This window comes from Gorillibacterium sp. CAU 1737, assembly GCF_039888655.1.
Classification (GTDB): Bacteria; Bacillota; Bacilli; order Paenibacillales; family NBRC-103111; genus Gorillibacterium.
Window position 1 is genome coordinate 226,887 of the sequence record NZ_JBDQQO010000003.1, and the last position, 16,947, is coordinate 243,833.

At 57.7% G+C, this 16,947-nt stretch carries 15 protein-coding genes; 9 read left to right on the forward strand and 6 right to left on the reverse strand.

From position 1 onward, the window contains the following. Positions 1-63 precede the first annotated feature (63 nt). From AAFN83_RS08440 to AAFN83_RS08455, 4 genes are all read right to left on the reverse strand, one after another. Complete coding sequence (locus AAFN83_RS08440) at positions 64-1,353, reverse strand: ABC transporter substrate-binding protein (RefSeq protein WP_347768550.1); 1,290 nt, start codon at positions 1,351-1,353, stop codon at positions 64-66. A gap of 70 nt (positions 1,354-1,423) precedes the next feature. Beyond that, the gene (locus AAFN83_RS08445) at positions 1,424-2,707 is read right to left on the reverse strand and encodes a response regulator transcription factor (RefSeq protein WP_347768551.1); all 1,284 of its coding nucleotides are present in this window, start codon (positions 2,705-2,707) and stop codon (positions 1,424-1,426) included. A 15-nt stretch (positions 2,708-2,722) separates the two neighbouring features. Beyond that, on the reverse strand, positions 2,723-4,522 hold the full coding sequence (locus tag AAFN83_RS08450; RefSeq protein ID WP_347768552.1) for a cache domain-containing sensor histidine kinase: 1,800 nt from the start codon (positions 4,520-4,522) through the stop codon (positions 2,723-2,725). Positions 4,523-4,768: 246 nt separating this feature from the next. Further along, positions 4,769-5,125: a helix-turn-helix domain-containing protein gene (locus AAFN83_RS08455; RefSeq protein WP_347768553.1), complete on the reverse strand. Its 357-nt coding sequence runs from the start codon at positions 5,123-5,125 to the stop codon at positions 4,769-4,771. A 526-nt stretch (positions 5,126-5,651) separates the two neighbouring features. On the opposite strand from AAFN83_RS08455, the gene AAFN83_RS08460 reads away from it, so the two are divergent. From AAFN83_RS08460 to AAFN83_RS08480, 5 genes are read left to right on the forward strand one after another with little or no spacing between them, the layout of a single operon-like run. After that, a complete protein-coding gene (locus AAFN83_RS08460) occupies positions 5,652-7,319 on the forward strand; it encodes a GspE/PulE family protein (RefSeq protein ID WP_347768554.1) in 1,668 nt (555 codons plus the stop codon). A 40-nt stretch (positions 7,320-7,359) separates the two neighbouring features. Further along, positions 7,360-8,466 (forward strand): type IV pilus twitching motility protein PilT, encoded by a 1,107-nt coding sequence (locus AAFN83_RS08465; RefSeq protein ID WP_347768555.1) that lies wholly within the window; start codon positions 7,360-7,362, stop codon positions 8,464-8,466. Positions 8,467-8,500: 34 nt separating this feature from the next. After that, complete coding sequence (locus AAFN83_RS08470) at positions 8,501-9,724, forward strand: type II secretion system F family protein (protein ID WP_481810492.1); 1,224 nt, start codon at positions 8,501-8,503, stop codon at positions 9,722-9,724. A gap of 51 nt (positions 9,725-9,775) precedes the next feature. Further along, positions 9,776-10,183, forward strand: a complete 408-nt coding sequence (locus tag AAFN83_RS08475) for a prepilin-type N-terminal cleavage/methylation domain-containing protein (RefSeq protein WP_347768557.1) — start codon at positions 9,776-9,778, stop codon at positions 10,181-10,183. Positions 10,184-10,225: 42 nt separating this feature from the next. Beyond that, on the forward strand, positions 10,226-10,975 hold the full coding sequence (locus tag AAFN83_RS08480; RefSeq protein ID WP_347768558.1) for a prepilin peptidase: 750 nt from the start codon (positions 10,226-10,228) through the stop codon (positions 10,973-10,975). A gap of 10 nt (positions 10,976-10,985) precedes the next feature. On the opposite strand, the gene AAFN83_RS08485 is transcribed toward AAFN83_RS08480, so the two are convergent. Further along, positions 10,986-11,477: a type II secretion system protein gene (locus AAFN83_RS08485; protein WP_347768559.1), complete on the reverse strand. Its 492-nt coding sequence runs from the start codon at positions 11,475-11,477 to the stop codon at positions 10,986-10,988. 13 nt (positions 11,478-11,490) lie between these two features. Further along, on the reverse strand, positions 11,491-11,958 hold the full coding sequence (locus AAFN83_RS08490) for a type IV pilus modification PilV family protein (protein ID WP_347768560.1): 468 nt from the start codon (positions 11,956-11,958) through the stop codon (positions 11,491-11,493). 79 nt (positions 11,959-12,037) lie between these two features. Here AAFN83_RS08490 and AAFN83_RS08495 point away from each other — a divergent pair, with 79 nt between their 5' ends. The 4 genes from AAFN83_RS08495 to AAFN83_RS08510 are packed head-to-tail and all read left to right on the forward strand — an operon-like array spanning position 12,038 to position 16,944. Next, positions 12,038-14,398: a hypothetical protein gene (locus tag AAFN83_RS08495; protein WP_347768561.1), complete on the forward strand. Its 2,361-nt coding sequence runs from the start codon at positions 12,038-12,040 to the stop codon at positions 14,396-14,398. Positions 14,399-14,417: 19 nt separating this feature from the next. After that, entirely contained in the window at positions 14,418-15,605 is a 1,188-nt protein-coding gene (gene pilM / locus AAFN83_RS08500) for a type IV pilus biogenesis protein PilM (RefSeq protein WP_347768562.1), read from the forward strand. After that, positions 15,602-16,210 (forward strand): hypothetical protein, encoded by a 609-nt coding sequence (locus AAFN83_RS08505; RefSeq protein ID WP_347768563.1) that lies wholly within the window; start codon positions 15,602-15,604, stop codon positions 16,208-16,210. The genes pilM and AAFN83_RS08505 overlap by 4 nt, the downstream gene beginning before the upstream one ends. After that, entirely contained in the window at positions 16,207-16,944 is a 738-nt protein-coding gene (locus AAFN83_RS08510) for a hypothetical protein (protein WP_347768564.1), read from the forward strand. The genes AAFN83_RS08505 and AAFN83_RS08510 overlap by 4 nt, the downstream gene beginning before the upstream one ends. The last annotated feature ends 3 nt before the right edge of the window (positions 16,945-16,947 follow it).

Here is a 16,947-nt window from a genome sequence, read left to right on the forward strand (position 1 = left end):
AAAGCTCCGAACCCGCTTGCGGGTTCGGAGCTTTTGTTTTTGATAGAAGGAGGAGGCTTTCTTCTATTGGCCCAGCTTCTCATCGAGCTCTTTAACCGAGCGGACCATTTCGGTCCAGGAATCCTCTACAGAAAGCTCGCCAGTGTCCACGAGCCGAAGGACGCGAAGCAGCTCGGTTTGGATGGTTGCATGCTTCGGCCCCATATAGGGGACCTTGATGCTTCTTGCGGCCTCCCCATAAATTTCTCCGATGGGGGCGGCATTGAAATAGGGATCCCGGTAATCCGTCAACGTCTTGCTCTTGTAGAGGGATGGAGTGGACGGGAATGTGCCTTGGTTCAGGAACGTTTGAAGCTGCTGCTCCGGCGCCGTCAGCCAGCGAATCAACTCATAGGATTGCTGAGGATGACTGCCCGTGATCGGCAGAGCCAGGAAGGAGCCGCCGCGGTTCGCTGATCCCTCGGGAAGGGGGACGATGTTCCACAGCCCATCGGCTTGCGGGGCGCTGTCCTTCATGCTGGCGACGAGCCACGCCGGACAAAGCATGACGGCGAAGTCCTGAGTGAGTCCCTTGCTCCATTTTTCGGTATGGATGGTCAGATTGGCGGACAGCTGGTGCTCATGGGCTTTCATCGCAAAGTTCCATGCTCGTTTGACAGCGGGATTGGTATCCACGATCAGCTTGCCGCTCCGGTCAAAGTACTGCTCATCTGCTTGATTCACCACGGCTCGATACAAGCTTTCCAGGTCGTTGACAAAGGCCGTGTTGGTTCGTTCCTTCAATTGGATACCGGCCTCGATAAACTTGTCCCACGTGCCCAACTGCTTCTGCACCTGATCGGGATCGGTCGGCAGCCCGGCCGCGGCAAACAAGTCTCGTCGGTAGATCATCGCATAGGGTCCGATGTCGGTTGGCAGCCCCAGGAGGAACCGGCTGTCATCGGAGACGGCCTGGTCCCACTTCCAGCCGACATACTGGTCCTTGAGCTCTGCGGCCCCATAATCAAACAGGTTGTAGAAATACCCAGGGTTCTGTTGGAACCAATCGATAAAATCTCCTTCGATCATGGCGATGTCCGGACTTGTGTAACGAGCGGCGAAAGCCGTCTGCAGCTTGTTGGGCAGTTCCTCGTAAGCGGAGGATTGGACTTGAATGTTCAGCTCGGGGTGAAGCCTCTGATAATCGTCGATGATGGCCTCCAGCCCTGAGCCTGGAATGAGCCAGACGTTCAATACGATGGGCGGATCCGGCGCTTCCTTGACGGTAACGACCGGGGTGAGCACGCAGCCGCTGGCCCCCATCATGAGGAACCCGCTGAGCGCCGCGAGCAGGATTCGATTGGATAAGCGCAAGACGGCGGTCACCTCCATGCCTGATCGATTGTTTCCATTATCGCCGGTCTGGTTCGCGAGAGGCGGGCCATCATCGGCGTATGGGCTCCGCTGTATTCGGCATCGGCCGATGCTGCTTCTGATAGTCCTGCGGCGTGATGCCGACATGCTTCTTGAAGATGCAGCTGAAGTAGGCGGGGTCCTTGAACCCGACGCGCTCGCTTACCTCGTAGACTTTCACGGTGATGTCATCGAGCAGCTTTTTGGCCTTTGCGATGCGCAGGCCGGTCAGGAAACTGGAGAAGCTCTCGCCAATGTCTTCCTTGAAGATTCTCCCCAGGTAGGTCGGGTTCATGTAGAGCTCCTCGGCGATGGTCTTCAAGGTGAGGTCCTCGTCCAAGCGTCGCTCCATGGCCTCGACGGTCAGCGCGATCACGCGGCGGCTGGCCTTAACCCGAATGTGCTCCTCCACCATAGTGGGGCTGGCTTTCTCTTGCACTTCCCGGAAGAGGGTAACGACCGCATCGGGGGCTTTCTTCGCCAAGCGAGCCGCTTGCAGGCTCTCGCGATAGGCGATGCTGAGTGCATCCAAGCTGTCGTGGCGCTCCGAGAGGCCGATGCAAAACTCGCACTTCAAAATGGAGGTAAGCTCGCGGGCGAAGGTTACCGCGATGGAATGGTCCTCCTCTGAAGGAGAAGGGAGCCCTTCATTCAGGAAGAGGACGATGGGGCCTTCCTGCTCTTCGATCATGCCGATGGCTTGCCCGTAAGGAACGAACCAATCCTCGGCGATGTTGCGAACCGCTTGGTAGAGCGTCGACTCCTTCCATCCGGCAGGGGGCGCATCCTTCTTGATGAGCACCGTAAACACGAGAAAGGAGCGATGCGCAGGAACAATCGATTCATCGAAGTAGGGCATCGGGATACCGTACAGCAGGTCGTGCAACCGCTTTTCAAGCAGGTTTTTTTGCCTCAGACGATTTAACTGGGCTTCCTGCTTGCGTTTCTCCGACTGATCGGACAAGCCGGTGACCAGGTCCAGAATGGCTTCCACCGAAGAAGGCTTGACGAGATAATCCTTCACGCCGAATTGAATCGCCTGACGAGCATACGTAAAGTCCTGATAACCGGTAAGGAGCACGACCTCGGTGTGGGGATGGTGCAGCTTGACCTGTTCCGCCAGTTGCAGTCCGTCCATACCGGGCATGCGGATGTCCGAGATGATCAGGTCGACTGGCTCCTGCTCCAGCATCTGGAGCGCGGCCAGGCCGTTCTCTGCTTCCCCCACCACCGTCCACTTGGCACCGGCGGTATGAAGCATTTCGGACAGGGAGCGACGGACAAAGCTTTCATCATCCACGATGAGGATATTCATCTTCAGGACCTCCTTTTAGAATTCGGTGGATCTCGGGGCGTCTTCCTGAGATAACGGGAACGTAACCTTCGCCTGCAGCCCTCCCAGCTCGCTTTGGCTTAGGCTGAGGCCGTAATCGCTGCCGTAGATGAGCAGGATGCGAGTGTGGAGGTTAGAGAGTCCGATGCCGGAATGAAGCGGATTGGACTGCATGGGAGCGGAGGTGGCCGCGTCTCCGAGGAAGACTTGCTCCATCTCATCCGGGGTCATGCCTTTGCCGTTGTCCTCCACCGACAGCACGAGGGTAAACTGATCACGGAAGATGCGAATGCGCAACTGCCAGGTGTCACGGACAACCGTTTCCAGGCCGTGGGTAATGGCATTTTCGACAAGCGGCTGCAGGGTGAGTTTCATAATCTTGCATGACAGCACATCGGGGTCCGCTTGAATATCGACGTGAAGCTTATCCTCGTACCGGAGCTTTTGGAGGAAGATGAATCGGTTTAACTGTTCAAGGTCTTCCTCAACGGTGACGTACTCCGAGCCGCGTTCGATGCTGTAACGAAGCAGGTCGCTTAGAGCGAGTAGCATGCGGGCTTCTTGATTCAACCTCTTGTTGGCGAGAGACCAATAGATGGTGTTGAGCGTGTTATAGAGAAAATGCGGGCGGAACTGCGCTTTGAGCGCGGTGATTTGCGCCTGCTTCTCGCTGACCTGTTTGTTAGACAGGTCGGTGATGGTGCGATCAAGGTTTTGCAGCATGGAATTGTAGCTGGTATAGAGAATGTCGAGCTCCTTGTTCATGGTCGTCTTCACAAAAGGAATGCGAGTCCCTCTCTCTACATTAGACATCTTGGTGGCAAGGCTGCGGATGGGGCGGGACAAGGTCCAGGAGTACATGATCGTAAAGGCGAGCGCCGCAGCGAGCCCCAATAAGCCGATGATCAGAATTTTGCGTTGAACGGTATTTAAATCCTTGACCGCTTCCTTAGAGTCGATGAACGCGAACAGGCTCCAGCCGCTGTAAGAGGAATGGGAGTACGAGACGTACGAGTCCGAAGAATTCGTTTTGAGCGGGAGAATGCGCGGCTTCTTCGATTCGAACTTCTCCATCAGCGCGGGGTCCATGTACTCGCCGATATCTCGCGGATTGGTAGAGTAGATGATCGTTCCGTACGGGTCAACAATCTGAATCTTCTCGTTCGCTCCTAAATGAAATTGGCCCACGGCGTTGTCGAGAACCTGGATGGGGATAACGAGAAAAAAAGTGCCGATGTCGTTCAGCTTCTCCCAATCGTTGATCTGCCGAGCCCCAAGAACGATGGGAATGGAATTGTTGAGCCAGCCGTCTGCCGCCTGCCAGACGATGCGGCCTCGGCTTTCCTGAATGGCCGGGTACCACGACGCTCCTTTGATCTGCGATTCCGAATCCCAGATGAGGTCGAGCGAGCTGGTGTTGGCGTAGAAGGGACTTCCCTTCTTGTCATAGATGCGGATGAGGACGTCATAGCTGATGTTGCGGGTGGCTTGGTCCAAGTAACGGACGATGTCGGCTTCGCTGTGGCGAGCGGGCTTTCCGGCAGACGCGTCCTGCAGCGCTTCCTGGATCATCGGGCTGAAGATGATCATGGAGGACAGGTTGTCATGCTCCTGCAGGATCACATCCAGCTTGCCTTGAAGCTGTTTGACGGATTCCAAAATGTATTGGTTGGAGCGTTCCAGCACGACCTGCGAGGAGGAACGGTAAGTGAGCAGGACAATGGCAATCACCGTCATCAAGATGACAAAGGAGAAGCCGATGATGAGCTGGAGGAAGATCGACATTTTCTTGTACATCCCGGCCACCCCGCGACGAAATCTATTCTAACATTGTAGCAAAGGCTCCCAGCAAAGCCTAGATAAAGAAAGACAGGAAGTATTCTATTTTATAGAAAAGTCAGTTTTGTATAGGGTTTCCGATAAACATAATCTTCCAAAAAGAGGCGTGTGGAGCTGCTGGAACGAGAAAGAGGGCTGCGCGAAAGCCTAAGTCCAGCTCCGAGAACAACCCATCCATGAGACGTTTAAAAATTTGGTGTTGCTTTAGCTTCTGCTCACTCGACTGCGTTCCATGCGGATGCCGGCGAGCAGGCGATCCCGCTCTGCCCACGTGAGTTCCACCCCGTCGACGGAGAGTCTGCTCGCTGAATTGCCAAGGTCAATCGGGTCCATCGTCGGATCGGGTTGAAGAGGGACTCTCTTATCCGTGTGGCCTACCAAATAGTCGACCGTCACGCCGAAAAAATCAGCAAGCTTGGTCAGGGCAGCCAGGTCCGGCTCACGGCGGCCATTTTCGTAATGAGACAAACAAGCCCGAGACAAGCGGACAAGCTCGGACAGCTCCACTTGGGTCATTCCTCTCTCTCTGCGCAGTTGAGCCATTCGACTTCCATATTGCACTCGCAGTCCTCCCGTTCTATATCCTGCGGTAATCTTCCTTCTTTCCTAGTCCAATAGACCTACGATCGGCTACTTTACCAGAATACTGCTTTTTTCGGCAGAGGGCAATCCAGAGACGGGAACGAATGCTTTGTTGAAGAAAGACTATGAACTCCGTCAAAGGGAGACGAGGATGATTAGGACCTTCCTGCGAAGAAATGGAAATAAACTAGCGATAACTGGCACAAAAAGGAGAAAAATGTAGGATAGAAGTCCCGAAAATGCAGAAAATGTAGGACTTTATGAGTTGACCGCCTCCTTTTTTCCATGGTTTAATGGGTGTAATAACCAGGCGATTATGGAAGGAATTTATATCCTTGGGTCTCCCTCTCTCTGTCGATTGCGGGAATCCCTGACAGCGTCCGACGCCGACAGGCGGCGATTGAATCAAGTCCAGAGGCCTAGCGCTGCTCTGGCTATTCTTGTAGAGGCCTCTTTGCCGCCTGTTCGAATCATCTGCCAAGGCTTCTTGAGGGAGTGGTGAGGTGTGGCTTATACCCGCAAAAGAATCGGAGATTTGCTTCTGGAGGCTGGGGCCATCACAGAGGAACAGCTGGGGCAGGCCCTTGTGCAGCAAAAGGAAATGAAGATGCGGCTGGGCGATGTGCTGATTACCGGAGGGTACATCACGCAGCAGCAATTTATCGAGGTGCTCGAGTTCCAGTTGGGCATTCCCCATGTCCAAATCTATCGGCAAAAGATTGAACAGAGGGTCGTTCAGCTCATTCCGCAAAAGGTAGCGGAGCAGCACAGCGTGCTGCCGCTCCGCGTAGACGGCAACAAGCTCGTGCTCGCCATGGCCGACCCGCTGGACTATTTCGCTATCGACGAGATTCGGATTCTGACGGGCATGCGGGTGGAGCCGGTTATCGCCTCCAAGGAGGAGCTGGTTCGGGCAATCGTACGCTATTACGGCCTTCAGGATAGCATTGAGCAGATTGCCCAAAGCATGCAGGCCCGTGAGGAGGAAGTGCTTCAGACTGCGCAGGACAATGATTCCCCGGTTGTGAAGACCGTCAATCAGATCATCCAGCAGGCGGTCCAACTGAATGCGAGCGATGTCCACTTCGATCCGCAGGAGGACGGGCTGCGCATCCGCTACCGGATCGACGGCGTGCTTCGCAATGAGCGGACCCTGCCGACCGGCATGCTGCCCGTCATCGCAGCCCGCGTCAAGATCATGGCCAACCTGAATGTGGCGGAGCGCCGCATTCCCCAGGATGGTCGAGTGGAGCTCGTCATCGACTACCGCCGGATCGACATCCGGGTGTCCACCTTGCCGACGATCCACGGGGAGAAGATCGTCATGCGGGTGCTCGATTCGACGGCGTCGGTGACCGAGGTGGACAAGCTCGGCTTCTCCGAGTGGAACCGGACGCAGTTCGTTCGCTCCATCGAGAAGGCGCACGGTGTCGTGCTCTTGACGGGGCCGACGGGAAGCGGCAAAACGACGACCCTTTATTCGGCCCTCTCACACTTGAACCGTGATGGAGTCAACATCATCACCATCGAGGATCCGGTGGAGTACCAACTGCCCGGCATTAATCAGGTTCAGGTGAACCCGGTCACCGGCTTGACCTTTGCCAAGGGCTTGCGTTCCATCCTTCGCCAGGACCCCAACGTCGTGATGGTAGGCGAGATCCGCGATGCCGAGACAGCAGAAATCGCCGTTCGCGCGGCCATGACCGGCCATCTTGTCCTCAGCACCCTTCACACGAACAGTGCCGCCGGATCGATCAGCCGGCTGATGGACATGGGTGTGGAGCCCTTCCTGATCTCGTCCTCCGTTACCTGCGTGGTGGCGCAGCGGCTCGTCCGCAAGCTGTGCCCGCATTGCTCCGTCCGGTATGTTCCGGCGGAGGAGGAGGCCGCGGAGCTGAACCGCTTGGGGTTGGACGGCTCGCGGCTCAGCATCGGCCGGGGATGCGGGGAATGCGGCCGCACTGGATACAAAGGAAGGCTGGCTATCCATGAGGTGCTTCCTCTCGATGGCGGCTTGCGCAGCCTGATCCTGCAAAAACGTCCGGATCACGAATACGCCGCCTATGCCGCCGAACGCGGCATGGTCACCCTGCTGCAGGATGGCCTGCGCAAAGCGGCGGAAGGGCAGACGACCTTAACCGAGGTGTTCCGGGTGACGGGAAGGGACGATTGATGGGCAGCTTGACGAATTTGTGCAGATGGGATGATTGGCGATGATCAAGGATGAACCAAACGGCTTCAACATAGAGTCTACGGCAGCGGAGGCCCATAGCCATGCCGAGTATTTACTGAAAGCGGCCGTGGAGGCAGGTGCATCAGACCTGCACCTCACGGCAGGCTCCCCGATCATGCTTCGCATCCATGGGGAGCTGCGCCCCTTGGGGACGAGGCTGCTTCGCCCGGAGGATACGGAGAATTTGGTCCGGCAATTGATTGGCGAGGAGGGCTGGGCGCTGTTTGAAGAGAGCGGGGATGCGGACTTTGCCTACGGGATTTCGGGGGTCGGCCGCTTCCGCGTGAATACATACCGCCAGCGCTCCCATGCCGGGCTCAGCATCCGCGTGATCCCCGATCGGGTTCCCCGGCTTGCGGCACTGGGACTGCCCGAAGCCGCAGAGTGGTTCGCCGGACGCCCGCAGGGGCTGCTGCTCGTGACAGGGCCAACGGGTAGCGGGAAATCGACATCGCTCGCCGCGATCGTGGATCACATCAACCGGACCCGCCGCGACCATATCCTGACGCTGGAGGACCCGATTGAGTATCTGCACGAGCCAAAGAACAGCATCATCAACCAGCGCGAGGTCGGCCGCGACACGAGCTCCTTCGCCCGCGGCCTCCGCGCTGCGCTTCGCCAGGACCCGGATGTCGTGCTCGTTGGGGAAATGCGCGATCTGGAGACGATCTCGACGGCCATCACTGCCGCCGAGACCGGCCACCTGGTTCTCGCCACGCTGCATACGGCGGATGCTCCGCAGAGCATCGATCGGATCATCGATGTCTTCCCGCCGGGCCAGCAGCAGCAGATCCGCTATCAGCTGAGCTCGGTTCTGCTCGGCATCATGGCCCAGAGGCTGCTGCCGAAGGTGGATGGAACCGGTAAAGTGGCCGCCGTCGAGGTCCTCGTCAACACGCCGGCGGTCGCCAACCTGATCCGATCCGAGAAGGTTCACCAGCTGCGGTCGGTGATGCAAACCGGCCGATCGAGCGGCATGCAAACAATGGAGCAGGCGCTGCGCGAGCTCGTTCAGGCCGGGACCGTCACCGAGGAGGCGGCGAGGAACGCCTCGATTGGGCTGACGGACGGTGCGTCCTTCGGTTAAACCGATTGAAGTAGAGAGACTACGCGAAGGGGGGATGCGGTTGCCCAAATACATCTACAAAGCGGTGACAGCAAGCGGCAAGGCGGCGAACGGTGTGCTGGAATCACCAAGCCTGCAGCAGGCAGCCGAGCAGCTTCGCGGGCAAGGCTTGTGGCTCACGAGCCTGAACGACCAGGCGGACAGCCTGCTCACCCGGGAGCTGGAGTTCTCCTTCGGCGGGCAGAAGGTCAACCTGGAGCATTTCACCGTGTTCTGCCGCCAGCTCGCCACGATGTATAAATCGGGGGTGAGCTTGGTGGATGCGATGCGCCTGCTCAGCGAGCATGCGCCGACCAAGCCCTTTCGTCAGGTGCTGGGGAGCATGGCGGAGAAGATGAAGGACGGTGCCCAGTTCTCCGAGGCGGCGGCTGAGTATCCCCGCATCTTCGGGCCGATCTTCGTCAACATGGTGAAGGCTGGCGAGGCGGGCGGCAACCTGGACGGGATGCTGGAGCGACTCGCGGTCTTTTACGAGAAAGAACACAATACCCGGCAAAAGGTTAAGTCGGCGATGGTCTATCCCATGATCATGGGGGTGGTGATGGTGCTCGTTGTGACCTTCATGATGATCTTCGTCATTCCCCGGTTTGTGGCAAGCTTCGCCTCGATGAATGTGGAGCTTCCGCTGCCGACGCGGATGGTCATCGCGGTGAGCGAGTTTCTGCAGCGCTACGGGCTTGTCGTTCTTCCTTGCCTGTTCCTTCCGAAGGGGATGAGCCTGCTTATTCGCAGATCGGAGGCCGGAAGAGAGCGGCTCGATGCCTGGAAACTGAGAATACCGGTCTTCGGTACCCTCTGGCACAAGCAGGCGCTCGCCCGGTTCAGCCGAACTTTCAGCTCCCTGTTCGCCGCGGCGATCCCTCTCTTGGAGACGTTGACGCTCGTCTCCCAGGTGGTCGCCAATGAAGCGATCGGAAGCGTGATTCGCAAGCTGAGAGAAGACATCATGAAGGGCGAGTCGATGAGCGAGCCGCTTCGCCGAAGCCGCTTGTTTCCGCCGATGGTCGTGGAGATGATGGCGGTCGGCGAACAGACCGGCTCCCTGGACAGCATGCTCGACAAGGTGGCCGATTTCTATGAGGCCGATGTGGATGCCATGGCCGACCGGCTGAAGTCCCTGCTGGAGCCGCTTATGATTCTGATCATCGCAGGGGTCGTCGGGATCATCGTGCTCGCGGTCATGACGCCCACCTTCAAAATGATGCAAGAGATGAACTAGAGCTTGGGATCGCTTTGGCAACAAAACCATTTCTTATAGAGGAGAATGAATATGGAAGCTGTAGTGGGAAGGGTTCGAAACAAAAAGGGGCTCACCTTGATCGAATTGCTCGCGGTCGTTCTGATCATCGGCATCATTGCGGCGATTGCCGTCCCGGCGGTCAGCAATGCGATTGAGAAGTCGAAGGTCAACGCGGACAAAGCCACGCAGGTGCTGGTGAAGGAAGCGGCCACTCGCTATGCATTGGATAACACAGTTGCCAATGGAGCGACGATATCTGTAGCGGCTCTTCAAGCGGCTGGTTATCTGAATCCCCCTACATGGAACAAGGCCCAACATCAAGTAACCACCATCACGTTTACCGTGACGAGCGGGACAAACACCGGAGATAACGTAAAGCTGGCAATCACCGGGCCGGGTGGAGGAACGGGCGTTCCATTTGACGATCTTACCGACTAAGAAGAGTTCGTTACCCACTAAACCCCGAAAGGCCGACTGCCCGTGAATGCTCTCACTATTCTCACCATGGTTCTCCCCGGGCTTGTGCTCGGCTGCATGCTGACGCTCCTATCCGATCGGCTGTTGGAATCGACTCTCCCTCACGGACTCCGCTTCGCCAAGCAGCGGTTCGGAAGGATACACGCTGCAGCCGGTACGGTCGCGATGGACGGGCAGGGGACTCCGCGCGAGCCCCTGCCGATCCGGTATCCGCTCGGAATCGCCGGCTTTGCGCTGGCCTTTGCCTGGACAGCCGTATCCGTCGGCTGGCGGCTGGAGGCCGCCGTCGCGTTCGTGCTGCTCAGCGTGCTCTATGTGATCCTGCAGACGGATCTTGCCGAGATGATCATCCCGAACGAGGTGGTCTTCGGCGGACTGATCTTGCTCGTGCTGCTTCGTCTCGTGGAGCATCCGCTTCCCTTCTGGGATTACGCCCTCGCTTCGGTTGGGGGAAGCGGATTTTTGCTTGTCACCGGCTTTGTCTTCGAGAAGTTTGTCGGTCGGGAGTCGATGGGGGGCGGAGACATCAAGCTGTACCTCCTGCTCGGCGTTGCACTCGGCATCAAGCTGACGCTGCTCAGCCTTTTCCTGGCCAGTTTGCTCGGCCTTCTCATTCTTTTGCCGCTGCGGGCCATACAAAAAAAGGGAACCGATGAACCGGTGCCCTTTGGACCTTTTATCGCAGGCGGTGCCTGGGTTGCGTATCTGTGGGGAGAAGCGTTGTTGAATGCTTATTTGCGCCTCGTCATTTAGTGAAGTCTCATCAGAGATCGGGCAGGTAGGCCGTGGTGGCGGCCGGATAGGGCTTGCCCCCTTTTCCCAGCAGGACCAGCTCGATGGAGATTTTGGAGCCTTCCACGATAATCGTAACCCCGTCCACCTTGTCGGATAGCGTGAGGGTCCGCACGGTTCCATCGGATTGGGTTTCCTGATAAACCAGACTGTGCGTGCTTGAATCGAAGGTGTAGATCAGGCTGTGCCCGTCCTTTTCGTCTCCGTACACCAGCTTGAGCGGCTGCCCGCCTGCCGCGTTCGAAGTGGCTACCGCCAGCTCCTTGCGGATGGCTTGGACCATATGGTTCAGGATCGAGCGCGCTTCCTTCGCCGTTTGCTCCTGTCTCTGCAACTGAGCGGTTTGGCCGTTGGTCTGCTGCAGGAGGAAGAGGATGGTTCCCGACAGAAAGCCGATAATCGCGAGCACGGCCAACGCTTCCACGAGGGTGACGCCTTTTTCATTCAACCGGGTTCTCGTCATGCCTGGTCCTCCCTCAGCGGCTTTCTACATAAGCTTTAAGGCTATAGGTCTCTCCGGTTGCCGTCTTCGTGCAGGTAACCTGGATCAACCGAAAGTAATCTCCTACCGGATAAGCTATTCCTTTGACGGACAACGACTGCTCGGGCCTGTGGCTTTCGATGTCGATGCGAATGGAGGAGCGGGGCGTGGTGATGGAGGAAAGCTGAGCCGACTCCAGTCCCTTCAGCGGGGTGAGGTCGATCGTCTGGTCATAGAGCTCTACCGTCACAGGGTCGGCCTGTTTGAGCTTCGCCTTGATCTCTTCCATGACGGTTCTCGCCACCTGTACGTTCGTCTCCCGAGCCTCGTTGCTTTTGGAGAAAGCGGTGCTCTGCTGCAGAGCATAGACCGCAGCCAGAACGGCGATGGCGAGAATCGTGATGGAGACGAGAACCTCGATCAGGGTGATTCCCTTTTGATTGGGACGGAGATCATGGGCCATACGTCAGGGCTCCCTTCTGCAAAATGGTTCTATGGAATTACTATAGTAGATCTGGATGGTTATGGAAAGGGGGTATTCGATGAAATTCGCCCGATCCGAACGCGGCTACACGATGCTGCTCGTGTTGGGTTTCGTGATGCTATTGGCTCTTCTGATTTTGCCGCTAGCCGTGAGCTTGAATACCGGGTTCTTGCAGACGAAGACAGACGGGCATACAGAGGCGGCTTTTCTGGAGGCAGAATCCGGCGCGGTTGTCTACAAGCGGATTTTCGAGGAAGCAGCTCGCGTAGAAGAAGCTCGAAAAAGCTACCTGAACAGCGACGATGCGCGTACTCTCGCCGAGGAAGTCAACCGGGCGGTTCTGTTTCCGACCCTTTTCGTCCGTCCCGAGCAGGATGCTTCCGGAGCGCTCGCCTCCGTCGAATTCGCCGCCACGAGCGGCGAGGGCAACCAAAAACGGGGACAAGTGATCGCACTCGGCTTCGAGCAGGTCACGAGCACGACGACCGAGACCGTGACGAGCACAGACGGCGACGTCTTCTACAACAAGCACGGGGTGGTCATCAACAACCCGCGCTACAATTACATCTTCACTCCTCCGAATCAGGCGAAGCCGAGCTCGGAGAGCCAGTGCACCCCCTACATCTGCAATGCCTACACCGGGAATTACGCCAAGGAGTTCCACGAGTACGCCGACCCCTTCCTGGCAGAGCGAAATCCGCTCAGGCAAAACGAGCGGATGGCCCACTGGCCGGGTACGGCGTTATTGAGCCCATTGCCTCCGCTAGCGATTCCTTCGGAGGTAGAAGCCATCCCAAGCGTGAAGACCAAGCCGGTTCATGCTTACAACGGAACGGCCGGGTTGGCGTGGGAGGGCGATGTCACCCTGGTTGCGCGGGATGCTTCCATTGGAACGCTGGCGAACGGGTTATCCTTCGATGTGGCGGGGACGCTTACCTTGCCGGAATGGAGTACCACCAAGCTACTCGGAGGAGCGAGAATCGGCGGCGATTTCGTGGCCGGAGGGAGCGGGAGCGGCGATCTGATCATCGAGGGTTCGGTTCTTGTGAAGGGAAACCTCGCCTTCACCAACAACTACCGGACCATTCACATCAAGGGCGATTTAATCGTGAACGGTACGGTTCAGATCGGACAAGCCGCCTCTTTGATCGTAGATGGGGCTTTCTTGTCCGGAGAAGGGATGGTTTTCTCGAAGCCCATCTCGGAACTGTCCGTCGGCGGAGCCCTTTCGTCCCAAAAAGCGATGACGTTTGCGGACCTCGGGCGGGTGTCGGTTGGCGGGGACCTGCTTGCGGGCACTGACATGGTCTACACCACGACGGTTACAGACGGGTTGGATGTAAGCGGAGCGATTAGCGCGGGTAGAAACCTGTCCTTCGCCTCTATTCCTCGGATATCCGCAGGAAAGTGGACTACGTCCTGGTCGGGTGAGATGGGGGATTATCTCAAAGGTGTGCCGGAAAGCGGGAATCGACAGCCCATCATTGCAGGAAACACCTTTTCCTTCAACAGCACGGTCAACGCTTTCCGGGCAACCGGCGATTTCAGCAGTCGAATCTTTCGAAATGGCGCCAACCAATTGAAAAATGTGCGCCTTGGCGGCTCCTGGCTGGCCGGGAGCGATGTGAATTTCAACAACACCGTAGATGACTGGCAGATCGACGGAGATTTGATCCTCGACGGAACGCTGCACATTCAGACGACCCCCAAGCTGGTGGTGAAGGGGAGCATCTACGCCAAGCAGGGTTTTTCGGTCGAGAATGCTGTCACCCAGCAATTCACGGTCGGTGGATCGGTTCTCACGCTCGGAGAAGTACGATTTGCGAATACCATCCAAAGGGTGGAGATTGCGGGAGATATCCTGGCGCTGACGGGTATCCGGTTTGGCAACGCCATTGTGAAGCTTCAGGTGGGCGGGACGATGGCTACAGACGGCCCGCTCGTCGTCGCCAATTCCGTAACCGAGTGGAGCTCAGGCGGGAGCGTCCTGGCCAAGGGGGCGATCACCTTCCGACAAAACGTGGACTCCCTGAGCATTGGCGGCTCGCTGGTCACCGCGGGAGACCTCGCGTTCGGCAATCACATCGGCTCTACCGGGGTGAGGATTGCAGGGGATATGCTGACAGGCGGAGACCTGAGCTTTACCGAGATCCGAGGCCTTGCCGTCACGGGAATGGCGGCGGCGCTGAAGAACGCCTCGATCTCCAACAATATTCGAGACAACACGACCTTTGGCGGCTTTTATGCGGGTGGGACTTTTAACATGGCGAATTGGTACGGTCAGGATTACAGCGGCGGTTCGGGGTTCTTCCACATTCACCATACCCCCAAAACGACGGAAACCACGAAGACGGTCACCATTATTCACACCCGCACCAACACAAAATGGAGCACACGCATGGTCCAGGCCCGTCCATAGACCAAGGGGGGAAACACAGATGAGATCGTCTCTATGGACCCGAATCAAGCCGGGGAAAACCTTGCTCGGCATGGAGATTACAGAGGAGGAAGTGAAGCTGTGCGAGCTTGCGGCCGACCGCTCCGAGCGGCCGAAGGTACTGGCTCATGCTTCAGCGCAGCTTCCTGCGGGAACCATGAACGACGGCCGACTTCAGGATGCCGGCAAGCTGGAGGAGGCCCTGCGCGGCCTGCTGGCCGATACGCAATGGGGAACCCGCCGCGTGCATATGGCCATTCCGAGCCAGTCGGTACTGGTGAAGGTTATCCATCTCCCGGATGTGCCGGATGGTCAGTTGGACAAGCTGATCCGGTATGAGCTGACGCATCAGGTCAAGCTGCCGTTCGACCGTCCATACTACGACTATACTCGCTTGCAAAAAAGAGCAACGCCGACAACGACGGCAGCCGGCGTCTCACAGGGAGAGCGAAGGTCTGAAAAGAGCAAATTTCGCGCCCTGGCGACGAAGGACCTCTCCCTCTCGCATTGGTTCCGCCGTTCGGGGCACCAGGAAGCGGCTGCCGCTCGGGAACTAGGGCAGCATGGAGAGCCCTTGCTCGCGGAGGTGCTGGTCGTGGCCGCTCCGATGGAGATGCTGGAGGACTACGTCCGGCTCCTCGACCGGGTGGGACTCGTTCCGCAAAGCTTTGAGATCAAAGCCTTCTCCCTCATGCGCTTGCAGGAGGCCTGCATGCCGCTCAGGGAAGCGTCCTGGATCCTCATCGATGTCAACGAACGCACCACCGATCTCACGATTGTTGAGCACGGCGTCATCCGCCTCACGAGGAACATGGAGCTTTCGTTCGCTCAAGCCGCTCCGCCGGTATCTTCTCTTCAAGCGAATGTTCTGCTCAGCAGCTTGTTCAGTCCAGACCATGCCTTCGCCAATGCATGCCAGGATCTTGTCTCCGAGCTGGAGCGGCTGCTGACCTTTTATCGATATACGCTGGATAACCGTCACATGGATGTATCCGCAATCGTCTTGTCCGGCAGCCTGGATCGAATGGATGAGCTGGCGGACAGCCTTGCAGTTCGAACGAATCGAACGGTCTATCGCTATGCCGATGGAGCGGTGGAGTGGAAGGAATCGGCTTGGAGCGCAGAGCGGGAGCCTACAGCTGCGTTTGCTGTTCCGATCGGGCTCGCTTTGAGGGGGGAGGGCGCATGAAACCGATCAACCTGCTTCCCAAAGTCCCCTACATCGTGAAGAGGCGCGATCTGCTCGTCCTCGTCACCGTCTTGGCGGCCATCCTCCTTTTGCTCAGCCAATTCTTCTTGGCCTATCTATGGTCTATGAATCGTTCGACAGAGGAAGCTGAACTCCAAAGTGTAAGCGCGGACGTTCGGCAGTTGTGGAAGAGCACGACCTTTACTCCGATCAGCCAATTGTATGAACAGGGGATGAGTGGAGTGAGGGAGGCGAGAGGGGCGCAGCCGGACTGGCTGTCTGTGCTTGAACCGATCCGGGCCGCGCTTGAGGGTCGAGGACAGGTGGAGCAGCTTTCCGTTACGGATGCGCGCCTATTGACGCTGTCTGCGGCTCTGTATTCGGAGGAAGCGCTGACGGCATGCATCCGCAGCCTGGAAAGCATCCCTTTCTTTGATCGGATGGCGCTTCGCGTTGCGGAGCATAAGCAGGAGCAGCAAGGCGAACAACTCTCTTCTCGCGGGAATGGAGAGGAAGTCGGGGCGGGACAAGCGGACTATTACACCCTGACCTTGGAGATTTCCCTTCCTCCGGCCGCCGAAATTCGAAAGGCGGGGAGCCCATGAACGAACCGCTCCGCGGCCTCTACGCCACCGCCCGCCGCAAAGCGTCCCTTCTTCTTGCTCTATTGATCGGCCTGGGGTTTCTCGTCAACCTGGGGGTCGCCTTGTTTCTCACACACCCCTCCTGGCAGGACTATCAGACAGCCCACCATCAGTTGGGGGACAAACGAAAGGAGCGGGACGAGCTTGCCGGGAGGCCGATCGTCCAGCAGGCAACGGCGGAGCAGATCGCGGCTCTCCTGACAGCCGTCCCGCTCCAGCAGCCGACCTCGTCGCTGACGGAGGAGATCACGGAGCTGGCAGCCAAGTCCGGGGTGCTGTTCGCCAAATTGGAGCAAGGCCAACCGGCGGCTTCCGGAACAGCATCAACGGGGGCGAAGGGGGAAACGGAGGCATCCAGCACGGTTCCGCCTTCTGCGGAATCCAGCCAGGTGGCAAGCAGCAGTGCCGTCAACCGCGAAATCCTTCCTGCAGCACTCGATTCTCAGGGATACCAAGTGACGGTGTACGGAGACATAGACGGCCTGCAAGCTTTTCTGAACGAGTGGAATGAGACGGAGAAGCTCTATGCAGTCCCTGATTTCAAGCTTGATCGCATCAAGCATCAACAGGAGGGAGACATCGCTTCCCTGCTCTACCAGCTGCCGAATTGGAGGGCAGGAACCGACGCTTACGCCTTGAGCTTTTCCCTTCGAACTTATACCCTCTCCAAGGCTTACAAGTCTCTAGCGGAATAACAA